This is a genomic window from Paenibacillus sp., assembly GCF_035645195.1.
Taxonomy (GTDB): domain Bacteria; phylum Bacillota; class Bacilli; order Paenibacillales; family YIM-B00363; genus Paenibacillus_AE.
Genome location: NZ_DASQNA010000008.1, coordinates 216,387 through 239,484 on the forward strand (window position 1 = coordinate 216,387; position 23,098 = coordinate 239,484).

Annotated in this window: 21 protein-coding genes and 1 other annotated feature (1 of these 22 running past the window's edge); of the genes, 18 read left to right on the plus strand and 3 right to left on the minus strand. The window is 63.6% G+C overall.

The window, feature by feature from the left end; genetic code table 11:
• The first annotated feature begins 72 nt into the window (after window positions 1-72).
• Window positions 73-2,493 carry a glycosyl hydrolase gene (locus tag VE009_RS04110; protein WP_325006124.1) on the plus strand — a complete coding sequence of 807 codons (2,421 nt, stop codon included), beginning with the start codon at window positions 73-75 and terminating at the stop codon, window positions 2,491-2,493.
• 102 nt (window positions 2,494-2,595) lie between these two features.
• Here VE009_RS04110 and VE009_RS04115 read toward each other — a convergent pair whose 3' ends face one another.
• Window positions 2,596-4,080: a DHA2 family efflux MFS transporter permease subunit gene (locus tag VE009_RS04115; RefSeq protein ID WP_325006125.1), complete on the minus strand. Its 1,485-nt coding sequence runs from the start codon at window positions 4,078-4,080 to the stop codon at window positions 2,596-2,598.
• Window positions 4,061-4,531: a MarR family transcriptional regulator gene (locus VE009_RS04120; RefSeq protein WP_325006126.1), complete on the minus strand. Its 471-nt coding sequence runs from the start codon at window positions 4,529-4,531 to the stop codon at window positions 4,061-4,063. The genes VE009_RS04115 and VE009_RS04120 overlap by 20 nt, the downstream gene beginning before the upstream one ends.
• A 223-nt stretch (window positions 4,532-4,754) precedes the next feature.
• On the opposite strand from VE009_RS04120, the gene VE009_RS04125 reads away from it, so the two are divergent.
• Both VE009_RS04125 and VE009_RS04130 read left to right on the plus strand, forming a co-directional pair.
• The gene (locus VE009_RS04125; RefSeq protein WP_325006127.1) at window positions 4,755-5,639 is read left to right on the plus strand and encodes an ROK family protein; all 885 of its coding nucleotides are present in this window, start codon (window positions 4,755-4,757) and stop codon (window positions 5,637-5,639) included.
• Window positions 5,640-5,704: 65 nt separating this feature from the next.
• A complete protein-coding gene (locus tag VE009_RS04130; RefSeq protein WP_325006128.1) occupies window positions 5,705-6,610 on the plus strand; it encodes a polysaccharide deacetylase family protein in 906 nt (301 codons plus the stop codon).
• Between the two features lie 38 nt (window positions 6,611-6,648).
• Here VE009_RS04130 and VE009_RS04135 read toward each other — a convergent pair whose 3' ends face one another.
• Entirely contained in the window at window positions 6,649-7,239 is a 591-nt protein-coding gene (locus VE009_RS04135) for a hypothetical protein (RefSeq protein ID WP_325006129.1), read from the minus strand.
• Between the two features lie 159 nt (window positions 7,240-7,398).
• Here VE009_RS04135 and spoVAC point away from each other — a divergent pair, with 159 nt between their 5' ends.
• From spoVAC to VE009_RS04210, 15 genes are all read left to right on the plus strand, one after another.
• On the plus strand, window positions 7,399-7,878 hold the full coding sequence (spoVAC, locus tag VE009_RS04140) for a stage V sporulation protein AC (RefSeq protein WP_325006130.1): 480 nt from the start codon (window positions 7,399-7,401) through the stop codon (window positions 7,876-7,878).
• Window positions 7,878-8,891 (plus strand): stage V sporulation protein AD, encoded by a 1,014-nt coding sequence (gene spoVAD / locus VE009_RS04145; protein ID WP_325006131.1) that lies wholly within the window; start codon window positions 7,878-7,880, stop codon window positions 8,889-8,891. Before spoVAC ends, spoVAD begins: the two co-directional genes overlap by 1 nt.
• Window positions 8,892-8,910: 19 nt before the next feature.
• A complete protein-coding gene (spoVAE, locus tag VE009_RS04150; RefSeq protein WP_325006186.1) occupies window positions 8,911-9,261 on the plus strand; it encodes a stage V sporulation protein AE in 351 nt (116 codons plus the stop codon).
• A gap of 621 nt (window positions 9,262-9,882) precedes the next feature.
• The gene (locus VE009_RS04155; protein ID WP_325006132.1) at window positions 9,883-10,842 is read left to right on the plus strand and encodes a MoxR family ATPase; all 960 of its coding nucleotides are present in this window, start codon (window positions 9,883-9,885) and stop codon (window positions 10,840-10,842) included.
• Window positions 10,843-10,845: 3 nt separating this feature from the next.
• Entirely contained in the window at window positions 10,846-12,087 is a 1,242-nt protein-coding gene (locus VE009_RS04160; RefSeq protein ID WP_325006133.1) for a DUF58 domain-containing protein, read from the plus strand.
• A complete protein-coding gene (locus VE009_RS04165) occupies window positions 12,084-14,312 on the plus strand; it encodes a transglutaminase TgpA family protein (protein ID WP_325006134.1) in 2,229 nt (742 codons plus the stop codon). The genes VE009_RS04160 and VE009_RS04165 overlap by 4 nt, the downstream gene beginning before the upstream one ends.
• Window positions 14,313-14,426: 114 nt before the next feature.
• Window positions 14,427-14,939 carry a YqeG family HAD IIIA-type phosphatase gene (locus tag VE009_RS04170; protein ID WP_325006135.1) on the plus strand — a complete coding sequence of 171 codons (513 nt, stop codon included), beginning with the start codon at window positions 14,427-14,429 and terminating at the stop codon, window positions 14,937-14,939.
• A complete protein-coding gene (yqeH, locus tag VE009_RS04175) occupies window positions 14,940-16,064 on the plus strand; it encodes a ribosome biogenesis GTPase YqeH (RefSeq protein WP_325006136.1) in 1,125 nt (374 codons plus the stop codon).
• 57 nt (window positions 16,065-16,121) lie between these two features.
• Entirely contained in the window at window positions 16,122-17,018 is an 897-nt protein-coding gene (locus VE009_RS04180) for a shikimate dehydrogenase (protein WP_325006137.1), read from the plus strand.
• Window positions 17,015-17,605: a nicotinate-nucleotide adenylyltransferase gene (locus tag VE009_RS04185; protein ID WP_325006138.1), complete on the plus strand. Its 591-nt coding sequence runs from the start codon at window positions 17,015-17,017 to the stop codon at window positions 17,603-17,605. The genes VE009_RS04180 and VE009_RS04185 overlap by 4 nt, the downstream gene beginning before the upstream one ends.
• A gap of 8 nt (window positions 17,606-17,613) precedes the next feature.
• Entirely contained in the window at window positions 17,614-18,195 is a 582-nt protein-coding gene (gene yqeK, locus VE009_RS04190) for a bis(5'-nucleosyl)-tetraphosphatase (symmetrical) YqeK (protein WP_414694775.1), read from the plus strand.
• Window positions 18,196-18,543: a ribosome silencing factor gene (gene rsfS / locus VE009_RS04195; RefSeq protein WP_325006139.1), complete on the plus strand. Its 348-nt coding sequence runs from the start codon at window positions 18,196-18,198 to the stop codon at window positions 18,541-18,543. It begins immediately after the preceding gene.
• Window positions 18,540-19,679, plus strand: a complete 1,140-nt coding sequence (locus tag VE009_RS04200) for a CvfB family protein (protein ID WP_325006140.1) — start codon at window positions 18,540-18,542, stop codon at window positions 19,677-19,679. The genes rsfS and VE009_RS04200 overlap by 4 nt, the downstream gene beginning before the upstream one ends.
• A complete protein-coding gene (locus tag VE009_RS04205; protein WP_325006141.1) occupies window positions 19,676-20,473 on the plus strand; it encodes a class I SAM-dependent methyltransferase in 798 nt (265 codons plus the stop codon). Before VE009_RS04200 ends, VE009_RS04205 begins: the two co-directional genes overlap by 4 nt.
• 194 nt (window positions 20,474-20,667) lie before the next feature.
• Entirely contained in the window at window positions 20,668-22,971 is a 2,304-nt protein-coding gene (locus tag VE009_RS04210; RefSeq protein WP_325006142.1) for a putative bifunctional diguanylate cyclase/phosphodiesterase, read from the plus strand.
• A gap of 68 nt (window positions 22,972-23,039) precedes the next feature.
• Window positions 23,040-23,098, plus strand: a binding site (T-box leader) (it continues 162 nt past the right edge of the window).

The following is a 23,098-nucleotide window of genomic DNA, read 5'->3' on the forward strand; positions in this document are numbered from 1 at the left end:
CAATCGAAAGTCGCTCGTCCCTGCAGGGGCGGGCGGCTTTTCGGCCGATATCGGAGAGGAGACCATACTTTCATGACACAACGAGATTTGCAGTTTTTAAGCTTTTGGGCGATTAACGACCCGCTCGAGCCGGACAGCCTGAAGGCGCAGCTGGACGAGATGCGAGCCGCGGGACTGAACGGCGTCGTGTTTCACCCGCGATATTACCCGAACCGGCCGGAATATATGGGCGAGGCGTACCTCGCCGCCGTGTCCGAGCTTATTTTGTACGCGAAGCGCATCGGCATGACGTTCTGGCTGTACGACGAGAACGGCTGGCCGTCCGGCACGGCCGGCGGCGCGGTGCTGGCGCGGCGCCCCGATCTGACGTGCCGATGGGTCGCTCTCGAGGCGGACGGCGCCGGCGGCTTCCGCCCCGTCTTCCGCGAGCGGCGCGCGCCGTCGTCCTTCGACCCGGAGGCGGTGTCGCTGTTCATGGACATTACGCACGAAGGGTATCGGCGCGGGCTCGATCCGGAGGCGTTCGCTTACGTCGAAGGCTTCTTCACGGACGAGGTCGGCTTTCTGGACGGACACGGGGCGACGGTGAAGGACGGTTCGCTGCCGTGGGACGACCGGCTGCCCGAGCTGTATGCGGCGCGGTACGGAGAAGAGCTGCTGCCGCGGCTCCCGGCGTTGTTCGCAGACGGCGCGGACAGCGCAGACAGCGCGGAAGCGCGGGTGCGGTATTGGGAGCTGATTACCGATCTATTGGCGGAGTCGTTCTACCGTCCGATTCGGGAATGGTGCGCGCGTCACGGCAAACGGTTCACCGCGCATCTGAAGGCCGAGGAGCATCCGTTCTTCCAGCTGTCGTACAGCGGCTCCTGCTTCCGCGTCCTGCGCGAGGTGGAGACGCCGGCGATCGACGCGCTGGAGCGGTATCCGGGGAACCATTATTATCCCCGGATCGCGCATTCGATCGCGATGCAGCAAGGGCGCGAGCACGCGCTCGCCGAAGCGATGGGCGGCTCGGGCTGGGGCGTGTCGCCGGAGAGCTTCGTCGACTACTGCCTCTGGCTCGCGAGCCACGGCGTCGACCGCTTCGTGCTGCACCTGAACCAGTATCGGCTGAAATCGCAGGCGATCCGCGACTGGCCGCCGTCGATGCCGTGCCACTTGACGTGGCGGGAGGCGTTCCCGGCGGTCTTGGCGGATGTGCGCCGGCGGGCGGCGGCGCTGCCGGATTTGCGCGCCGAGCCGGAGCTGCTCGTCGTCGCCCCGACGCGCGGGGTGATGGCGGCGTTCGTCCCGTCGGAAGCGCACGGCATGAACGAGCACGACGGCTCGCACTATCCGGATAACGCCGCGGGGCGGATCAACCGCGCGTTCCTCGAGCTGATCGACGCGTGTTATGCGTCCGGCGCGCATTACGAGCTGACCGAGGAACGCGAGGAGGCGGGCGCGCTGCGGGACGGCGCGCTGTGGATCGGGCGGCGCGCATATCGGCGCGTGCTGGTCGCGGACGGCTGCCGCTGGGCGGCGCCGGAGCGGCTCGACGCCCTGCGCGCGGCGGGCGTCGCGGTGTTCGCGGCCGCCGAGGCGGAGGCCGCGCTGCACGGGCCGCGGCGCGTGCGCGAAGCGGCCGCGGCTTCTGCGCCGGCGGGGCTGACGCCGGCGCAATCGTTGTGGCGCGCGGAGGCGCCCGCGCGCAATCAGCTGCCGCTCGCGTTCGAGCGAGCGGGCGAGCGGCTGCGCGCCGTCGTGCGGCGCGCGCCGGAGGCGGCGCTGGACGGCGCCGCGCTCGTGCTGCACGACCCGGTGGAAGCCGCGTACGCGCAAGGGGAGCGCCTCTCGCTCGAACGGCGCGCCGACGGCCTCTTCGAGGCGCCCCTCCCGGCCGCGGCCGGGGCGGAAACGCTAACGATCGAGGTCGAGCCGCTTCCGGGCGGGGAGGGCGAGCCGTTCGCGTTCGTGCGCGGGCGGTTTACGGTCGCGAGCCGCTCGGGGTTCGCGCCGAAGGACGATCGGCAGCTCAAGTCGGCGGGGCCGTTCGAGCTGCGCGGCGAAGCGCCGCCGCTGGCGGAAGACGCCGTCACGTCAGGCTATCCGTTCGCAGGCGAGCCGATCGCGGCCGTCAAAACGTTCGAGTGCGAGCGGGCTGTCGAGGGACCGGCGCGGCTGCGATTGAACGGCGTTGAGGCGCAGGCGGCGCGCGTCTTCCTCGACGGCGTCGACGCCGGGTGGTGCTGGGGCCCGACTTGGTCGGTCGCGCTGCCGAACGGCCTCGCCGCCGGAGCTCACGAGCTGCGCGTCGAACTGATTCCGAGCACGTTCAATACGTTCGGGCCGCATCGGCATATCGATGGCGATCGCCATTTGACGAGCCCGGCGCAGTACGAGGGCGTCAAAAACTTCGCCGATCGGCCGGACGCCCCCGAACGGACGCACGGCGATTTTTGGCACTTCGTCCGGTTCGGCATCGCGGGAGACGTGACGATCGAACGCGAATAAACGAGTAAGGATTACGTGTACACGGGAATCAGGGGAAGCATCTAAGAAAACGAAACGGCCTTCGTCCGATGAAATCGGGACGAAGGCCGCTTTTTTCCGAAATTACGCCTTGGCGAGCGCGGGAGCTTCCTCCTGCGGTTTCGTATTTTTAATGAAAAAAGACATCGCGAACGACACTACGGTCATCCACGTCGCAACGACGAACGCGTAGTTGATGCCGTGGACGGCGGCTTCCTGCGTCACCGCTAGCATGGCGGCCTGATCGTTCGGGTCGATGCCGCCCGCTGTGATCAGCTCCTTCCCTCGGGTCGCCGCCTCGTGCGTCATGATCGACACGAGCAGCGCCGTGCCGAGCGCGCCGGAGACGTTACGCAGCGTCTGCGACATCGCCGAGCCGTGGGCGCCCAGCCGCTGCGGCAGCTGGTTAAGGCCGGCGGTTTGGATCGGCATCATCATGAGCGACATGCCGAACATCCGGGCCGTGTACACCCACAGAATGTGCGTGTACGACGTGTCCAGCGTCAGCACGCTGAATTGGTACGTCGTTACGACGGTGATGCCGAGGCCGGCGACGGCGAGCCAGCGCGCGCCCACTTTGTCGAAGATGGCGCCCGTGATCGGGGACATGATCCCCATAAGGATGGCTCCGGGCAGCAGCAGCAGCCCCGATTCCATCGGCGTAAAACCGCGCAGCGTCTGCAAATAAATCGGCAGCAAAATCATGCCGGAAAACATCGCCATCGTGGCGATCCCGTTGATGGCCGTCGTCAGCGAAAACATGCTGTACTTAAAGACGCGGAATTCGAGAATCGGCTTCTCCGTCGTGAGCTCGCGGCGGATGAACAACAGGAGCGAGACGACGCCGATCGCGAGGCTCGCGACGACGGGCGCGCTGCCCCAGCCGTCGTTGCCGGCGTCGCTGAAGCCGTAGAGCAAGCCGCCGAACCCGAGCGTCGACAGCAGCACTCCGGTTTTATCGAGCGGGGAGGGCTGCGACTTCGTTACGTTCCGCATGGCGTAATAGCCGTAAAGAAACGCGAGAAGCGCCAGCGGAATGACGATGTAGAACAGCACGCGCCATGAATAATGTTCGACGATCCAGCCCGACAGCGTCGGTCCGACGGCCGGGGCGAATATCATTGCGAGTCCCATCGTGCCCATCGCTTTGCCGCGCTCCGCGACGGGGAATATCGTCAGGACGACGACGGTCATGAGGGGCATCATAATGCCCGCGCCGGCCGCCTGCACAAGTCGACCGGCCAGCAGCAGGCCGAACCCCGGCGAGACCGCGCATACGATCGTGCCCAGCAGGAAGAGCAGGGACGCCGAGTTGAACAGCGTGCGGGTCGTAAAGCGGCCGATCAAATACGCGCTGATCGGAACGAGCACGCCGTTGACGAGCATGTAGCCGGTCGTAAGCCATTGCGCCGTATTCGCGCTGATGGCGAGGTTCTCCATCATCTTCGGAAGGGCTACGTTAAGCAGCGTCTGGCTTAACAGCGCGACGAAGGCGCCGATGACCAGGGCGGCTAGGATCGGTCCGCGTTTCAACGGGGCGGCGGTTTCGTTAACGTTCGTCGTCGTCAAATTGCCATTCCTCGCTTTCCGTTTTCAATAGGTGAACGATGCGTTCGTTCAGCGCGACGATGCGGTCGAGCTCTTCGTTCGAAAGCGCCAGCATCGGCGCCATCAGCTCGAGGCGAGCCGTTTGCGTCGCTGCTCGCACCTCCGCGCCTCGCGCGGTGAGGGACAACGAAACGGCGCGCCGGTCGTCGCGGCCCCGCTCCCGCGCGACGAGCCCGGCCTTCTCCATCCGGTCGACGATGCCGCTTGCGGTGCTGCTGCCGAGGTGCAGGTGCTTCGCTAATTCGGCTAACGTAATGTGCGGGTGTTCGTCCAATACCCGCAGCACCAGCAGCTGTCCCGGCGTTAAACCGTAAGGCTGGGCCGCTTTCAAGAGCTTTTGAAAAAATAAATGATGCACTTCGCGGTACGAGTTCACTACCCGGTACATCCGTTGTTGTTCTTCGGGGGTCATACGGCACTCCTCACCTTTAAATTTGCATGCAAATAATTCGTATGCGAAGGATTATACGCCTGAAGGGGCTCATCGTCAATCGATTGGAAGCAAAACGCTGCGGGCACAGGTCGCCTCGCGTTCCGGCGTTGTCTCCGGCCGGGGGTTCGGGATACAATGAAGTCACGCAGCGAGAATGGACTACCTATATAACTCATAGTTTGACATCGAAGGAGAGAGCATTATGCGAATCGGCGCCATTGAGGCGGGGGGAACAAAGTTCGTTTGCGGCATCGGCAACGAACACGGACAAATCGAGGATCGCGTCAGTTTTCCGACGGAAGGGCCGGAGGAGACGCTCCGGCGCGTGATCGACTATTTCCGGGGGAAGTCGGTCGAAGCGATCGGCATCGGCACGTTCGGTCCGATCGACATCGACCCGGCCAGCGCGACGTACGGCTTCGTCACGACGACGCCGAAGCCCGGCTGGTCGAATTATGATTTCCTCGGCGCGATGAAGCGAGAATTCGACGTGCCTTACGGCTGGGATACCGACGTCAACGCCGCCGCGTTCGGCGAAGCGACATGGGGCGCGGCGCAAGGTCTCGACAGCTGCTTGTATTACACGATCGGCACCGGCGTCGGGGTCGGCGTATACGCCGAAGGGAAGCTCGTGCACGGACTCGTCCATCCGGAAGGGGGCCACGTGCTGCCGCGCCGCCACCCGGACGATGCGTTCGCGGGGGTGTGTCCGTACCACGGCGATTGCTTGGAAGGGATGGCCGCCGGCCCCGCTCTCGAGAAGCGTTGGGGCGTCAAAGGCCATGAGCTTGGCGTAGACCATAAGGCTTGGGAAATCGAAGCGTTCTACATCGCGCAGGCGGTGGCGGGCGCCGTGCTGCTGCTGTCCCCGAAGAAGGTCATTTTGGGCGGCGGCGTCATGAAGCAGGAGCAATTGTTCCCGCTCATTCGCGCGGAGGTCGGTCGGCTGTTGAACGGCTACGTTCGGGCCGAAGCAATCGTCTCGAGCATCGACAGTTATATTGTGCCGCCGGGGCTCGGCGACAACGCAGGGTTGTGCGGCGCGCTGGCGCTCGGCCGGGCGGCGCTGGCGGGCGCGAATCGGTAACGAAACGGATCGGCGGCTTTCGGCTCAGTCTTTTTCGAGATTTCGAGAACAGGGAGGCGAACGGCATGAATACGGCGGAACGCTTAGGCTTCGGGCCGGAGGATCGTCTGCTCATCATTAACGCGGACGACTTCGGCATGTGCCATGCGACGAACGAGGGCATTTTTCGGCTGCTCGAGGAAGGGGCGGTCGACTCGGCGACGGTCATGATGCCGTGCGGCTGGTCGACGGAGGCGGTCCGCTGGAGCGCCTCGCACCCGCAGTTTAATGTAGGCGTCCATTTCACGCTTACGAGCGAATGGGAAGGGTACAAATGGGGACCGGTGCAGCGCGGGGGAGACGTCTCCTCGCTCGTCGTAACGGGAGGGTGGTTTCCGGCGGACGCGGCGGCCGTCGAACGGACTGCGGATCCGGCGCACGTGCGCGCGGAGCTGATCGCTCAATTGGAGGCGGCGACGGCGCTCGGGCTCGACCCTACGCACGTGGACAACCATATGGGCACCGTCTACGGTCTTGCGACGGGGCGCGACTTCCTTCGCGAGGTGTTCGAGGTGTGCGCCTCGTACCGGCTGCCGTTCCGTATCCCCCGCCGGGCGCCGCAGGATCGGGGCGCTCCGCCCGAGCTGCAGCGCAAGGCGGAGCAGCTCGGCATGTTCGCGGATTCGCTCGGCGTCGCGATTTTGGACGAGTTGGTCGGCCTGCCGTTCCATAAGCTGCCGGGCGAAACGTACGACAGCTTCAAACGGGACATGATCGCCCTGCTGCGGAACTTGCGTCCCGGCGTGAACGAGCTGATCATCCATCCGTCGCTCGTGACGGACGAGCTGAAGGCGATCAATCCGCATTGGGAAAAGCGCGGCTGGGAGATGGATATTTTCCGCGATCCCGAAGTGCTCGCCGCCATGAGCGAAGCCGGCATCCGGCGCACCCGCTGGTCGGAGCTGCGCGCGATGCAGCGCGGGGAGCGGTAACGATCCCGGTTCGGCGGGGAGGCGGCTGGATCGCTGGATTACCAGCCGAACCGCTCCGCCAGCCGCGCGCTGACGATGCCGTACGTCATGCCGGCCCTCGATAGCCGCGACCATACGTCCGGCAGCAGATCTTCGTTTTCTTGGTACACGTAATTGTTGACTCCGCCGCATGTTCTCGCGCCGAACGCCTCGCGCAGCCACGCGATGCGGCGCTCGTATGCCGCCGTGTCGGGCTCGACGCTTCTCGGCATGACGCACACGTCTATAATGCGGCGCTCCGGCGGAACGCCGTACCGGTTGGCGAGGTCGAAGACGGCCGCGACGCTGTCTTCGTAACGCTGCGCCGCGGCCCCCGGCCGGAACGGCAGCAGCACGACCGCCTCGAACCGCCGCAGCGCGTCCGCGCCCAGCGCGGCCCACGCCGCCTCGTCCGCCGCGAGCGAATTCAGCGTCGGGCGGCGCACCGCCGCCGCCGCTTCCAGCGCCGCCTCCGCGTCGGCGGTTTCGATCCACACTTGTTCGGCCCCTTGGAGCTTCGGCAGCCAAGGGGCGTTTTTGTGCACGCGCACGCACGCGCCGTTCGCCGGGGTGTCTTCCTCCAACCGTTCGTAATACCGAATCGTTTGCATCGTTTTCTCCTCCTCTCGCCAACGTATCATATTTCGCCGAACTTTCCCACGCGTTCAGAGCCCGTCCATTTTCCACTGCTTCCTAGCCCCCGTACGAAACATGTTCCAGCGCGGACCGGGAAATAATAAAGGCAGCAAAGGCAATTGGAGGGAAGCCTAGTGACCAGCGCGACGAAACGGCGTTTCGGCTTGACCGCGAAAGAATATCAGAAAATGGCGAAAGCAAAGGAACCGGCGCGGCCGGTGCTTCGCAATTGCTTCCGCGCCTTCGTGGCCGGCGGCACCATCTGCGTAATCGGGCAAATGATCACGACGTTGTTCGTTCATTATGCGGGCATGTCGAAGGAGCAGGCCGGCGTCCCGACCGTCGTCCTGCTGATTTTATTGTCGGTCGTGCTGACGAGCCTCGGCGTGTACGACAAAATCGCGCAGTGGGCCGGCGCGGGAACCGCGGTGCCCGTTACCGGCTTCGCGAACTCGATGTCGTCGGCGGCGATCGAGCACCGGAGCGAAGGCATCGTGCTCGGCGTCGCGACGCGGATGTTCAAGCTGGCGGGCGCCGTCGTCGTCTTCGGCACCGTCTCCGCCTTCCTCGTGGCGTTCGTGCACTGGATTATCGGCACTGGGGGGCAGTCCTGATGAAGCGAGGCAGGCAAACGTGGGTGTTCGACGAAAAGCCCGTCATTTTGTCGCGGGCGGCCGTCGTCGGTCCGCTCGAGGGCGAAGGGCCGTTGAAGGACGATTTCGACATCGTGCACGACGATCTGTTCGTCGGCGAGACGTCGTGGGAGAAGGCCGAGCGCAAAATGCTGGAGGAAGCGGCGCTGCTCGCGGTGCAGAAGGCGGGGGTCGCGATTGAGGACGTCGACTTGTTCATCGGCGGCGATTTGCTGAACCAAATCGTGAGCGCCACGTTCGCGTCGCGGACGTTCGGCATCCCGTATCTCGGCGTGTTCGGCGCCTGCTCAACGTCGATGGAAAGCCTCGCGCTCGCCGCGCTCGCCGTGTCGACCGGGCACGCGGATCGCGTGCTCGCCGGCACGAGCAGCCACAACTGCACGGCGGAGCGCCAATTCCGCTACCCGACGGAGTACGGCGCGCAGAAGCCGCCGTCGTCGCAAAACACCGTCACGGGGGCGGGGGCGGCGCTCGTCGCCCGCGGCGGCGAAGGGCCGCGCATCGCGGCCGCGACGATCGGCCGGGTCGTCGATCTCGGCATCACCGACCCGTTCAACATGGGGGCGGCGATGGCGCCGGCGGCGGTCGATACGATCCGCGCGCATTTGAGCGACATGGACGTGTCGCCAGGGTATTACGACTTGATCGTCACGGGGGACCTCGCGTCCGTCGGCGTGAGCATCGCCCGCGAGCTGTTCGAGCAGAACGGCGTGCCGATCGGCGAAACGACGTTCGACGATTGCGGGCTGCTCATGTACGACCGAGAACGCCAGGAGGTGTTCGCCGGTGGCAGCGGCTGCGCATGCTCCGCGACGGTGACGTACGGCCATCTGCTGAAGCGGCTCGAACGAGGCGAACTGAAGCGGATTCTCGTCGTCGCGACCGGATCGCTGCTGTCGCCGCTGACCGTGCAGCAGAAAGAAAGCATTCCTTGCATCGCCCACGCCGTGGCGATCGAGAGCGGAGGTGCGTGAGAAGCGTATGGAGACGTTGATGCCTTTCGTTTGGGCGTTCGTGGTCGGCGGCGCGATTTGCGTCGTGGGCCAGCTCATGTTCGACGTGCTGAAAATGACGCCGGCGCATACGATGGTCACGCTCGTCGTCATCGGCGCCGTCCTCGACGGGTTCGGATTGTACGACCCGCTCATCGAATTCGCCGGCGCCGGCGTGACGGTGCCGATCACGAGCTTCGGCAACTCGCTGACGCACGGGGCGCTCACGGAGCTGGGCCAAAACGGCGCCGTCGGCCTCGTGAGCGGCATTTATCATTATACGAGCGCCGGCATTTCGGCCGCGATCGTGTTTTCGTTCTTCGCGGCGCTGCTCGTTCGGCCGAAAGGCTGAGCCGCGCTGCTCCTGATTGCCCCGGGTCCGGGATGGGCCCGGGGTTTCTGTGTGCCCTCGCACTGTCGCCGCCGTCTGCTCCAACCGCACACTTTTCGTGCTCATTCCCGCGAACCGCACAAAATGTGTGCTGTTCGTGCCGCTCCCCGCCGCGCCATCCGCTCCCGCACCCCCGCACCGTCGCCGCCGTCTGGCGCAACCGCACCATTTTCGTGCTCTTTCCCGCGAACCGCACATAATTTGTGCTGTGTATGCCGCTCACCGCCGCGCCATCCGCGCCCGCACCCCCGCACCGTCGTCGCCGTCTGGCGCAACCGCACCATTTTCGTGCTCTTTCCCGCGAACCGCACAAAATGTGTGCTGTTCGTGCCGCCCCTTGCCGCGCCATCCGCCCCCGAACCCCCGCATTGTCGCCGCTGTCCGGCGCAACCGCACACTTTTCGTGCTCTTTCCCGCGAACCGCAAAAAATTTGCGCTGTCAGTGCCGCTCCAAACGTTTGTCCACGCCAAAAAGTTGCATGGAAATCGTTACAAAAAAAATTAGAGACTCTCAAGGTGTACGGGGTCCCCTTACTTTTAGTAATATGGAAGATATAGACGGAAATAGAGGAGGCACCGGACATGGATACGCGTTTGGAAAACGACGTTCGCATCGTGGGAGACCTGAAGCGTAATTTGGAATCGTGCATCTACGGGAAGAGCGACGAAATCGATCTCATGCTGACGGCCTTGCTGGCCGGGGGGCATGTATTATTAGAAGATGTCCCGGGAACGGGGAAAACGGTGTTGATCAAGGCGCTGGCGAAGTCGGTGCAAGCGCAGTTCCGGCGCATCCAGTGCAATCCCGACCTGCTGCCGACCGATATTACGGGCGTTTCGATATACCACCCCAAGACCGAGACGTTTGAATTTCGTCCCGGTCCTATCATGACGAACATCCTCCTCATCGACGAAATTAACCGCGCCACGACGAAAACCCAATCCGCCCTGCTAGAAGCCATGGAAGAGCATCACGTCACCGTAGACGGGGAGCCGCACACGCTGCCGCGGCCGTTCCTGCTGCTCGCGACGCAAAATCCGATCGACTTCGAAGGTACATACGTCCTGCCGGAAGCGCAGCTCGATCGGTTCATGCTGAAATTCGCGCTCGGCTATCCGGACGAAGGGACGGAACTGCGCATGGCGCAGGTGCAGACGACCGTGCGCCCGCTGGAGGACTTGCAGCCCGTTATGGACGCGGGGCGGCTCATCGAGCTGCAGGAGCGGGTGAAAACGATTCACATGGAAGAAAGCGTGGCGCAGTATACGGTCGAGCTCGTGCGCCGGACGCGGGAGCATCGCCAGCTGCTGCTCGGCGCGAGCCCGCGGGCGACGCTCGCGCTCGTCAGCGCCGCCAAGGCGTACGCGTTCCTGCAGGGCCGCGATTTCGTCATTCCGGACGACGTCAAATGGCTCGTGCCGTACGTGCTCGGCCACAGGCTCGTGCTGGAGACGGAAGCGAGGATGGAAGGCGTGACGCTCGAGTCGATTTTCGAATCGATTTACCGGGACGTGAAGGTGCCGGTTCGATTGGAGCGATAAGATATGCAGCGAGCCCCCAGAACGATGCGTTGGTCCGTGAAGGCATGGGGACTGGCGCTGTGCTTCGTCTCCTGCTTGTTTTTCGTCGCGTTCCAGGGCGGAAAGCTGTCGCTGATGCTGCTGATCATCATCTCGACTTTATCGGTATATTTGCTGCTCGGTCGGTGGAGCGGCATTTCCTCCGCGCGCGGCCGCAGGGAAATCGGCGGCGTCGCCGGCGGCGCCACGCTGCAGGCGGGCAGCGCGCTGCGGGCCAACATCCGCGTCGACATTCCGGGCATTTGGCCGATTCCGTACGTGACGGTGAAAGACCGTCTCGCCAAAGTCGGCGGCGAAACGCAAACGTACGAAGGGACGTTCGTTCCCGACTGGAAGCGCCGCGGCGAGCTGACGTACGTCACGCCCCCGCTCGGCCGCGGCCTGTACAAGTTCGAGGCGGTCCAATGCGTGACGCAGGATATCTTCGGCCTGTTCGAGCACGCGGGCACGATCGAGATGCCGCTGACGTTCAGCGTCCTGCCGCGCACGGTGCGAATCCCCGAATGGCGGGAGCTTCGCACGCTGTTCAAGGGCCACCACCAGCAGTCCTCCGTGAACGGCTCCCAGCGCGAGACGACGCAAATCAACGGCGTCCGCGAATACATTTACGGCGACCGGCTGGCGAAGGTGCATTGGAACGCGACGGCGCGGACCGGCCACTGGAAGTCGAAGGAGTTCGAGCGCGAATCGCTGCCGAAGCTGACGATCGTGCTCGACCGGCAGACGAACGCGTACCGCACGAGCCAGCAGTTCGAGCTGGCCGTCTCGGTCGCCGCGTCGCTGCTGCAGTTTTCCGCTTCGCGCGGCATGGCGACGGGCTTCCTGTCTGTCGGCGGCGGGCGGGCGTTCTCCGCGCCGCCGGGCGGCTACGAGACGCGAAAGCGGATCGAGCAGCATCTGATCGAGGTGCAGCCGGACCCGAAAGGCGACCCGATTCGCCTGCTGCGGGACCGCTCGCGCCTGCCGAGCACCGGCAGCCTCGTCGTTCTCGTCAGCCCGCAGCGCGGCGAATCGCTCATGAAGCTGCTCAAATGGCTCGACGTGAACGGCGTCAGCGCCTGCCATATGTGGATTAACCCGGAGACGAATGCCGGCGCGGGCGGGAAGGACGATTGGGCCGCCGCGCTCCGTTCGGTCGGCGTCGCATCGTACAATATCCGCCAGCTGGAAGAGCTTCCACTCTTGTTGGGAGGGAAGAGCGGATGACCCAAAAGATTTCGTTCGTCGAAGCGGCGGTCCGCCGGTGGGCGGAGGATTGGCACGACAAGGCGATGCACTTATTTCTCGGCATTTTCTTGTATCAGTATGTCGTTTGGTTCGATTTTTATTGGCTGGAGGTAACGACGGCGATCGTCGGGTACTCGATGGCCGCCGCGCTCCTCGTCTTCTGGGCCGCGCCGAGGCCTGCGTGGCTTCGCGCGCTGCTGTCCGCGGCCGCCTGTTTTTACATTACCGCTCAAGCGATTCGGCCGGATCCGGTCGACAATGCGCCGGACCATCTGCTCGGCTGGGTGTTCGGCGCATTGGAATACGCGACGAGGCTGATGCCGTTCTTGTGGTTTTCGCTCGGGGCGTGGCTCGCGTACGAGGCGGTCCGCTGGTATATTACGACCAAATGGCGGCTGTTCGCCGTCATGGCGTCCAGCGTCGTCCTGTTTTCGATCGTCGACTCGTTCTCGTTGTTTCGGCTGTGGGAGCAGGTCGCGATCATAATCGGCTGCGGCCTGGTCATGCTTGTCGTGCATCACTTGAAGCAGCTGAAGACGAGGGATCCGGACGGCTACAGCAACTTGATGAGCTATCCGGTGCCGATCACGGTCATGATCATTACGATCATCTCCGCGTCGCTGTCGCTAGGGATGCTCGCGCCGAGCATCCGCCCGATCATCATGGATCCGTACACCGCTTGGAAAACGTACCAAGGCGAGGTCGTGCCGGCGTTCAGCAGCGGGCCCGGCTTCGCGGCGCTCGCGCCCGCCAGCTCCTCGTCCGGCTATAGCCGCGACGACGCGAATCTCGGCGGCGCGTTCCGGTTCGACTACACGCCGGTGTTCACCGTCGACACGTCGAGGCGCAGCTACTGGCGCGGGGAAACGCGCGCCGTCTATAACGGCGCCGGCTGGGAGGAGAAATCGTTCGACGACCGGGAACGGCTCGAGCCGCTCCGGCCGTCCGAGCCGCTGCTCGTCCCCCCGGAAGAGGGAGGCCTCGACACGATCGAGGTGACGCAAACGTTCCGAGTCGTCGAAGGAAAGTCGTTCCCGGTGCTGTTCAGCGCGCCGTACGCGCAAACGGTGGAGCCCGGCGTCGTGAACGGCGAACCGGTCCGGTTCGGCCGCGCGTTTTGGGACATGTCGGATCAGTCGATGATTTGGGTCGAGCGCCCGAACAATCCGTACCCAGCTTCCTATAAGGTCACCTCGCTCATGCCCGTCATCGACGAGGAGAAGCTGAAGCAGGCGGCGCCCGTCTCCGACCCGAGGGAGTTCCGCGAATATTTGCAGCTGCCGGACACGCTTCCGGAGCGGGTCGCGGCGCTGGCGGCCGAAGTGACGAAGGAGGCGGCCAGCCCGTACGAGAAGGCAAAGGCGCTCGAGAAGTATCTCAGCATGACGTTCCCGTACACGAACGAGCCGGATTTGACGAAGCGGCAGAGCGCCGATTTCGTCGACAGCTTCTTGTTCGAGGTGCAGGAAGGATACTGCGACTACTTTTCGACGGCGATGGTCGTCATGGCGCGGACGCTTGGCCTTCCCGCCCGCTGGGTGAAAGGCTACGTCCCCGGGCAATCGAACGCCGACATGATTTTCGAGCAGTATTTGCCCGGCGACGAGTTCGACATCGACGGACCCGGAATGTTCACGGTGCGAAATTCCGACGCGCATTCGTGGGCGGAGGTGTATTTCGAAGGGTATGGCTGGATTCCGTTCGAGCCGACGTCGGGCTTCGCGCTGCCGATCGTGCAGGTCGAGAACGAAACCGAAGTGACGCTGCCCGAACAATTGTCGGTCGAGACGGAATTGCCGGCGGATGAGACGGCGCAGCCGGAGAACGGCGTTCGCAGCTTGGTCGTCGCTTCGATCGTGTCGGCTGGCATCGCGGGCATGCTCGTGTTTTTCGCGGTCCGCTACCAATGGCTGACGCTGCTTCGGACGCGCGGCTTCCGCAAGTCGCCGAATTACAACGTCAAGTTTTTGGCCGACATGGAACGGCTGCTCGCGCGCTTTAAGCGCAAAGGCCTCACGTGGTCGGAGCACGAGACGGTGCGCGAAATGATGTCGCGATGGATGCAGCAGCATACGTGGCTGAAAAAAGATTTGGAGGCGCTCCTGCTGACGTTCGAAAAAGCGAAATACAGCGGAAGCGGGCTGACGGAGGAAGAGTACAACAACGCGGAGCACCGCATCCGCAAGCTGCGCGAAAGCTTGTAGCTCAGCAACTGGAGCCGGTCGGGGCCGTCATGGGCCTTGGCCGGCTCCTTTTGGCGCGTCGGTGCAAATTATGGTATGATTTGACCCAAGAAACGTTGTCGGAGGGAATGTACGTTGCTGCAAATGCTGCTGCCGAAACAAACGGTTCGCACGATTTACGATATCGACCTAGAGGCGCTGAAAGCGAGCGGCATCCGGGGGATTATGACCGACCTCGACAACACGTTAGTCGGGGCGAAGGTGCCTCTGGCGACGCCGGAGCTGGTCCTATGGCTTGACGGCGTGCGCGAGCGCGGGTTCCAGGTTGTAGTCGTTTCCAATAATAACGAAGCTCGCGTGCGGGCGTTCGCGGAGCCGCTGCGGCTGCCATTCGTCTCGCGCGCCAAGAAACCGCTCAACGCGGCGTTCTCCAAAGCGCTGACCATGATGGGCTTACGCCCTCATGAAACGGCGATCGTCGGCGACCAGATGATGACGGACGTGCTCGGCGGCAACCGGCTAGGGTTGTATACGATACTCGTTGAGCCGATTGCGGCTTCCGACGAGGGCTGGGTGACGCGCAACGTCAACCGCAATTTGGAACGGGCGTTTATAACGAGACTTCGCAAGAAAGGGTGGCTCCCGTAAGTGGCAGAACCGAATCGAACGGTAGAAGGCCGCTGCTCCGGCTGCGGCGTAGCGGTGCAAAGCGAGAACAAGGGGGCGCTCGGCTACGTGCCGGCATCGGCCCTCGAACGCAGGCCCATCATATGCCAGCGCTGCTTCCGCATGAAGCATTACAATGAGGCGTCCAGCGTCACCCCGGATCAAGGCGAGTTCCTGCGCATGTTGAACGAGGTCGGCAATACGGACAGCCTCGTTGTCCATATTACGGACATTTTCGATTTCGAAGGTAGCTTAATCGGGGGGCTGCAGCGTTTCGTTGGCAGCAATGAGGTCGTGCTCGTCGTGAACAAAATCGATCTTTTGCCGCCCGGCACGAACCCGAACCGGATTCGCAACTGGGTGCAGAAGCGAGCGAAGGAGGAAGGGCTGCGCACGGTCGAGGTGGCGCTCGTCAGCGCGAAGCGGGGCACCGGGTTCGAGCGGCTCGTCGAAGCGATCGAAGAGCATCGGCGCGGCCGCGACGTGTTCATCGTCGGCGCGACCAACGTCGGCAAGAGCTCGCTCGTCAACCGCTTGATCGCCGACTACAGCGATTTGGACGCCGAGGTGACGGTGTCGTCGTATCCGGGAACGACGCTCGATTTGATTCGCATCCCGCTCGACGACGGCTCGAACGTCATCGACACGCCGGGGATCGTTTACGAGTCGCGTCTCACGGAGCTGGTGCCCAAAGAATACCTCGGCATGATCGTGCCGCATAAGCCGGTCAAGCCGGCCACGTACCAGCTCGACTCGGCGCAGACGCTGTTCTTCGGCGCGCTCGCCCGCTTCGATTTCGTAGAAGGGGCGCATCAATCGTTCACCTGCTACGTCAGCCCGTCGCTCACGATCCATCGGACGAAGCTCGAGCGGGCGGACGCGTTGTACGCGTCGCACGCGGGCGAGCTGCTGCAGCCGCCGAGGAAAGAAGATATAGACGCGCTGCCGCCGTTTGCGAAGCATCGGTTCCGCATTAAGCCGGGGACGGATACGGACATTTATATTTCGGGGCTCGGCTGGATTCGAGCGCACGGGGAGACCGGCGCGATCGTGGACGTGCATGCGCCGAAGGGCGTCAAGGCGATCATTCGCGACGCGCTCATTTAAGAGGTCCGCGGCGCATCGGTTTTCGCGCAAGGGATGGAAGCAAAGGGGAGAAGAGAGATGGACAAGCAGGGGGAGGCGCGCGGCGTCTCGTTCGACAGCGCCACGCTGCTGTACGGCGTATTCGGCGATCCGGTGCGCCATTCGAAATCGCCGATCATGCTCGGCCGCGCGTTCGCGGAGACCGGAATGAACGCGGCGTACGTCGCGTTCCATGTCAAGCCGGAGGCGCTCGGGGACGCGATTCGCGGCGTCCGGGCGCTCGGCATCCGCGGCGTCAACGTAACGATTCCGCACAAGGTCGAAGTCATGAAATATCTCGACGACATCGACGAGACGGCGCGGGCCATCGGGGCGGTCAATACGGTCGTCAACCGGGACGGACGCTTGATCGGGTACAACACGGACGGCATCGGCTACGTCCGTTCGCTCAAAGAAGAGACGGGGGCGGCCGTCGCGGGCGCCCGGATCTTGATGCTCGGAGCCGGAGGTGCGTCCCGCGGCGTCGGGTACGCGCTCGCGAAGGAGTCGCCGGCGAAGCTGTATATCGCTAACCGAACCGCGTCGAAGGCCGAGGAGCTCGCGAACGATTTGACCGCCGTCGCGGACGCGGTCGGAATCGGTTGGGACCGAATCGACCATATTATAGGCGAAGTGGATATTATCATTAACACGACCCCGATCGGCATGCATCCGAACGCGGACGACGTCCCGATCGACGTATCGGGCATTCGGAGAGGCGCCGTCGTCAGCGATTTGATTTACAACCCGCTGACGACGAAGCTGCTGCGCGAAGCCGAAGCGGCCGGCGCCGTCGTTCACGGCGGGCTCGGCATGTTCGTGTACCAGGGCGCCTACGCCTTCGAATATTGGACCGGCGAGCCGGCGCCCGCCGCGGCGATGCGCGAAGCGGTGCTCGAGGCGTTCGGCGCGCGGATCGAGGGGACGAAGGCGTGACGCGGCGCGTCGGTTTGATGGGCGGCACGTTCGACCCGATCCATCTCGGCCATTTGGTCGCGGCGGAGCGGGCGAGGGAGGCGCTGTCGCTCGACGAGGTCCGTTTCATGCCCACGTACCGCCCGCCGCATAAGTCGACGTCCCCGGCGGCCGCGCCGGAACACCGGCGCGCGATGGTCGAGCTCGCGATTCACGGGCATCCGGCGTTCCGCCTCGAGCCGATCGAGCTCGAGCGCGGCGGCGTATCGTACGCCGTCGACACCGCGACCGCGCTGAAGGCGCGCGAGCCGGACGCCGAACTGTTCTGGATCATCGGCGGCGACATGGTGCTGTATTTGCCGAACTGGCACGACATCGAAGCGATCGCGCGGCAGGTGACGTTCCTTGGCCTCACCCGCCCCGGCTTTCCCGTCGATCGGGAAGCGATTCCGCCGTTCCTCCGGGAACGCGTCGTGCTCGCGGACATGCCCGCGCTCGATATTTCCTCCACCGACATCCGCGAGCGAAGGAAGCGCGGGCAGTCGATCCGATACGTGGTGCCGGAAGCGGTCCGGCGATATATCGAGGAGAGGGGGCTGTACGCATGACGATGCGCATGACCGTCGAGGAAGCGATGGCGCTCGTCGAGCGGGAGATGCCGGCGAAGCGGTGGAAGCATACGCTCGGCGTCGTCGAGTCGGCCGTAGCGCTCGCCGAACGGTTCGGGGGCGATGCGGAGAAAGCGCGCGTCGCCGCGATTTTGCACGACGTGGCCAAGTTTTGGCCGGTGGATCGGCAGCGCGCCGCGATCGAAGAAGAAGGCGCGCCCGCCGGCCTCGACACGCTGCTTTACGACAAGGAGCTGTGGCATTCGCATGCGGGCGCCTACGCCGCGAAGCGCGATTTCGGCGTCGCGGACGAAGAGGTGCTGGACGCGATCCGATACCATACGTCGGGCCGAGTCGGCATGACGAAGCTGGACAAAATTATTTGCCTCGCCGATTATATCGAACCCGGCCGGGATTTTCCCGGCGTGGACCGGCTGCGCGAGCTCGCGAAGACGAGCCTCGAGGAAGCGCTCGTCGCCGGCTTCGACGGCACGATCCGGTTTTTGCTCGAGCAAGGCAAACGCATTTACCCGTTGACGGTGCTCACCCGCAACGATTTAATAACTTACATTCGATCGGGAGGTTTTTGAATGACCGTATCCCCTGACGCATTGCTGCAAATTGCCGTGGAAGCGGCGGAAGACAAGAAAGCGCAAAACATCGTCGCGCTCGATTTGAAAGGCATTTCTCCGGTAGCCGACTATTACGTCATCTGCCACGGCAATTCGGACACGCAGGTGCAGTCCATCACGACGGAAATTCGCAAGAAGGCCGAGGAATCCGGCGTCCGCGTCCGCGGCGTCGAAGGGTTCGACACCGCGCGCTGGGTGCTGCTCGACATCGGCGACGTCGTCGTGCACGTGTTCCACCGCGAGGAGCGGGAGTATTACAACATCGAGCGGCTGTGGTCGGACGCGAAGTCCGTTGAGCTCGCATGAACCGGATGAATCGTTCGGATCGCACGGGCCGCACGGATCGCCCGAACGGAGCGGGCCGCATGGATCGTCCGCAGCGCGCCGCCCGTCCGGGCGGCGACAATCGCGGGGGGCGCGCGGGTCGGCCGAGCGGCGCCGGGCGCGGGGAGCAGCGCTTCGACCGCCCGCAGCGCGAGCAGCGCGCCGCTCGCCCGGAACGCGCGCATGACGCCAACTTGGTACGCGTTCCGCCGCTGATGTCGGGGACGGTGCAGAAGCTTCGGGTCAAAGAAGAGACGTCTCACGGCTTCACGCTGACGAACGGGACGCAGGACGTGCTGCTGCCGTTCCCGGAGGCGCTCGGCCAACCGCTGAAAGCCGGCGTCGACGTGGACGCGTATTTGTACCACGACAGCGAAGACCGGATGACGGCGACGCTGCGGGAGCCGCTCGCCAAGGTCGGCGACGTGGCGCGGCTGAAAGTCGCCGACATCCATCCGACGCTCGGCTGCTTCCTCGACATCGGGCTCGTCCGGCACGTGCTGCTGCCGGCGAAGGAGCTGCCGAAGGAGCCGTCCGTGTTCCCGAAAGAAGGGGACGAAGTGTACGTGCTGCTCGACCGCGACAAGGAAGGCCGCTTGCTCGCCCGCGCCGTGAAGGAAGCGGATCTCGAGCGGTACGCCTTCAAGGCGCCGGAAGCTTGGCGCAACCGGTGGATGGACGCGTGGGTGTACCGGTCGCTGCAGACCGGCGCGCTCGTCGTCGTCGAAGGCGGCGTGCTCGGCTTCGGAGCGATCGGGTTCATCCCGTCGCACGAGCGGACGAGGCCGCTGCGCGTTGGCGAGAAGGTGAACGCGCGCGTCACGTTCGTGCGCGAGGACGGGCACGTCAATCTATCGATGCGCCAGCGCAAAGAGGTCGGCCGCAACGAAGACGCGGACAAGCTGCTGGCGGAGCTGCGCCGCCGCCCCGACGGCACGATGCCGTATTCGGATGAATCGCCGTCGGAGGCGATCTCGAAGCGGTTCGGCATCAGCAAGTCCGCGTTCAAGCGGGCGATCGGCAAGCTGTACAAGGACGGGCTGATCGAGCAGAAGGGCAGCTGGACCCACTTGACCGAAAAAGGGAAGCAGGCGGCCGAAGGGGAGCCGCTGCAATGACGACGCGCGCATCCGAAACGGCGGGACGCGCGCCGTACGGCGTGTTCGCGTACGTGTACGACCGGCTGATGGCCGACATGCCGTACGGGGAATGGCTCGGCTGGCTGGAGGAATATTGGACGGAGCGAGGCCGCCCCGAGACGGTCGTCGACCTCGGCTGCGGCACCGGCACGATCGCGATTCCGCTGGCGCAGGCGGGGCTGTCGGTCGTCGGCATCGATTTGTCCGGCGACATGCTGGCGGTCGCGCGGCACAAGGAAGCGTCCGTCCGCTCCGAACTGCACGTGCCCGGCGAACTGCGCTGGGTAGAGGGCGATATGCGGGAGTGGGCGCTGCCCGAACCGGTCGACGCAGCGGTATCGCTGTGCGACTGCGTTAATTATTTGCTCACGGAAGAGGACGTCCTGCGCATGTTCCGGCGCACGTACGAGGGACTGAAGCCCGGCGGCGCGCTGCTGTTCGATGCGCATCACGCGAATCGCCTCGAGGAGCTGGCGGCAACCGAGCCGTTCTGCCTTGACGAGGAGGACGTCTCTTACATATGGACGTGCGAGCTGGACGAAGCGTCCGCGACGATCGAGCACCGAGTGTCGTTCTTCCTGCCGGAGCCGGACGGGCGGTACGTTCGCGTCGTCGAGACGCATCGGCAGCGGGCGTACCCGGAAGCGACGCTGCGCCGGCTGCTCGCGGAAGCGGGCTTTACGGACGTCGAGACGTTCGCGGACTTCACCTTCGAGCCGGTGGACGACGAGGCGACGCTGCGGATGTTTTTCGCGGCGACGAAGCCGGGCTGACAGGACGAACGAAGTAAAAAAGAAAATCGACGCGGCGGTCCGAAGTGCAGGCGAGTGATGCACCGGGCCGCCGCGTATTTTGAATCGCGCGAATCGATCCCGGCGCGCCCTTACACGACTCGTCAGGTCTGGTATAATCAACTTCATCCATCCGGTCAATCCTTTACCAGAAAGCAAGGGAGCACACCACATCGATGAAATCCCGGAACATGCCGGCATACCTTGCCATCACTCTCTATATCGCCTTGTTCTATACATGGATTGCGGTTTTCCGCGATCACGAAGTGTTCTTGCGATGGGGGACGCATGTGTTATCCATCACGGGCGCAGGCATCAGCCTGTTCGTTTTGTACCGCACGTTTCTCGCGACGAGAACGAGAACACCGAGGGATAGTTTGTTTTGGCTGCTGTTATGCCTCGCTATGGGGACGTTCATCGCAGCGTCGTTCATTTTGCTTTGGACTCAGCTCATCCTCCGCATAGAAACCCCGTTTCCATACGTCACCGATTATCTTTGGGTTACAGAGTACGTCTTGCTTTTGGCGGCGTTGATCTACCGGTTCCTGCTGTATACGAGATCCGTCGTACGATTCGTTTTCGATATCCTCATTTTTATGGGCACGGCCGTTTCGTTAAGCGTTCATTTTTTGATCGCCCCGATTTTGAGCGCTTCGGAGCTGCCGTTTCGATATATCGTCATGTCTCTCGCGTATCCGACGCTCGATCTATGTTTGCTGTTCGTCACGATTAGCTTATATTATCTGTCTAAGCTTATGGAGGACAGGAGGGCGCTCGGACTCATTTTGATCGGCTTCGTCGTTCAAATTTTGGTCGACACCGCACTCACATACATGCTGACGACGAACAATTACGCGACCGGGAGCTTCATCGATCCGCTCTGGCTGCTGCCTCCGTTCATGATGGGACTGGCGGGGCTGCACACGCAGCGCGTCATCCGCGCGGGCGCGAGCGGCGCCGACCGCTTCGGGCCGGAGGTGCTCGAACAGGGCGACGACAAATACAGCGTCCTGCCGTACATCAGCGCAGCCATATTGCTGGTCATCTCCATGATCGAGCAAAACGGGGAAATCGACGCGCTCGAATACGGGACGCTGCTCGTCGTGCTGCTTGTCTTCGTCCGTCAAATCGTCATTATGGAAAAAGGCGCCAGGCTGGTGAGGCGGCTGAACGAGCTCGTCTACCGCGATCCGTTGACCGGGATCAGCAACCGGATGTTTTTCCATCGGTCGCTGCAGGCGATGATCCGGTACGCCCGGGAACGCGCCGGCACGTTCGCGGTGCTCGTGGCGGACTTGGACAATTTCAAAAAAATCAACGACACGCACGGCCACTTGGTCGGCGATAAGGTGTTGGTCGAATTCGCCGACCGGCTGCGCAAGGGGGCCGGCGACTCCGGCATCGCCTCGCGGATGGGCGGGGACGAATTTACGCTCCTGCTGCCCGGCGCCTCGAGAGCGTCCGGCGTCGAGGCGGCCCGATCCATCATAAAGCAATTGGAACGGCCGTTCCGCATTGACGGACATGAATTGACGGTGACGCCGAGCATCGGCGTGAGCATGTATCCGGAAGACGGCGAGACGATCGAGGAATTGCTGAAGCATGCCGATTTCGCTTTATACCTGGCGAAGGAGAAGGGCAAGAACAACGTCCAATGGTTTACGCGAGAGCTCAGCGAAGCGATGCAGCGGAAGCTGGAGTTGGAGGCCAGCCTTCGCGAGGCGCTGGAGAAGGGCGAGTTCGCGCTGTTTTATCAGCCGAAAGCGGCGATGGCGACGCGAGGCATCGTCGGCGCGGAAGCGCTCATCCGCTGGCGCCGCCCCGGGATCGGCCTCGTGCCGCCGATGGCGTTCATTCCGATCGCCGAGGAGTCGGATTTGATCGAGAGGATCGGCTGCTGGGTGATCCGGGAGGCGTGCCGGCAAACGAAAGCATGGCAGGAAGCCGGATTTCCGCCGTTCCGAATGTCGGTTAACGTGTCGGTGCGGCAATTCCGCCAAGAACGTTTCGTCGATTCGGTCGCGGAGGCGCTTTCGGACACGGGACTCGAACCGCATTGGCTAGAGCTCGAAATTACCGAAAGCGTAGTGCAAAACTTAAAGGAGTCCTTCGACGTACTGCACCGGCTGAAAGCGCTCGGCGTGCACGTCTCGCTGGACGACTTCGGCACCGGATACTCCTCGCTGTCCATCCTCCGATGTTTGCCGATCGACACGATCAAAATCGATAAATCGTTCGTCGACGATATGGCGGAAAAGGCGGGCCGAGCCGTCGTCAAGACGATTATCGAGATGGCGGACAATCTCGAGCTCGGCGTCGTGGCGGAAGGGGTCGAAACGGAAGCGCAGGCCGCGGCGCTCGAATCGCTCGGCTGTCCGGTCGCTCAGGGCTATTTGTACGGAAAACCGATGGAGGCGGCGGAGTTCGAACAGGCGCTCAAAGCGAGCGGTTCGTCCGTCGAAAGAAGCCGGGGACGGTAACCGTCTCGGAAGGCCGGTCCTTCTTGACTTTCGGCGCCGTTCCTGCGTATAATTTGGGAAAATGCACAGATGGCGCATCGACAAGGAGCAGTACCCGTTATATTCCGTTTCGCAGAGAGCCGGCGCT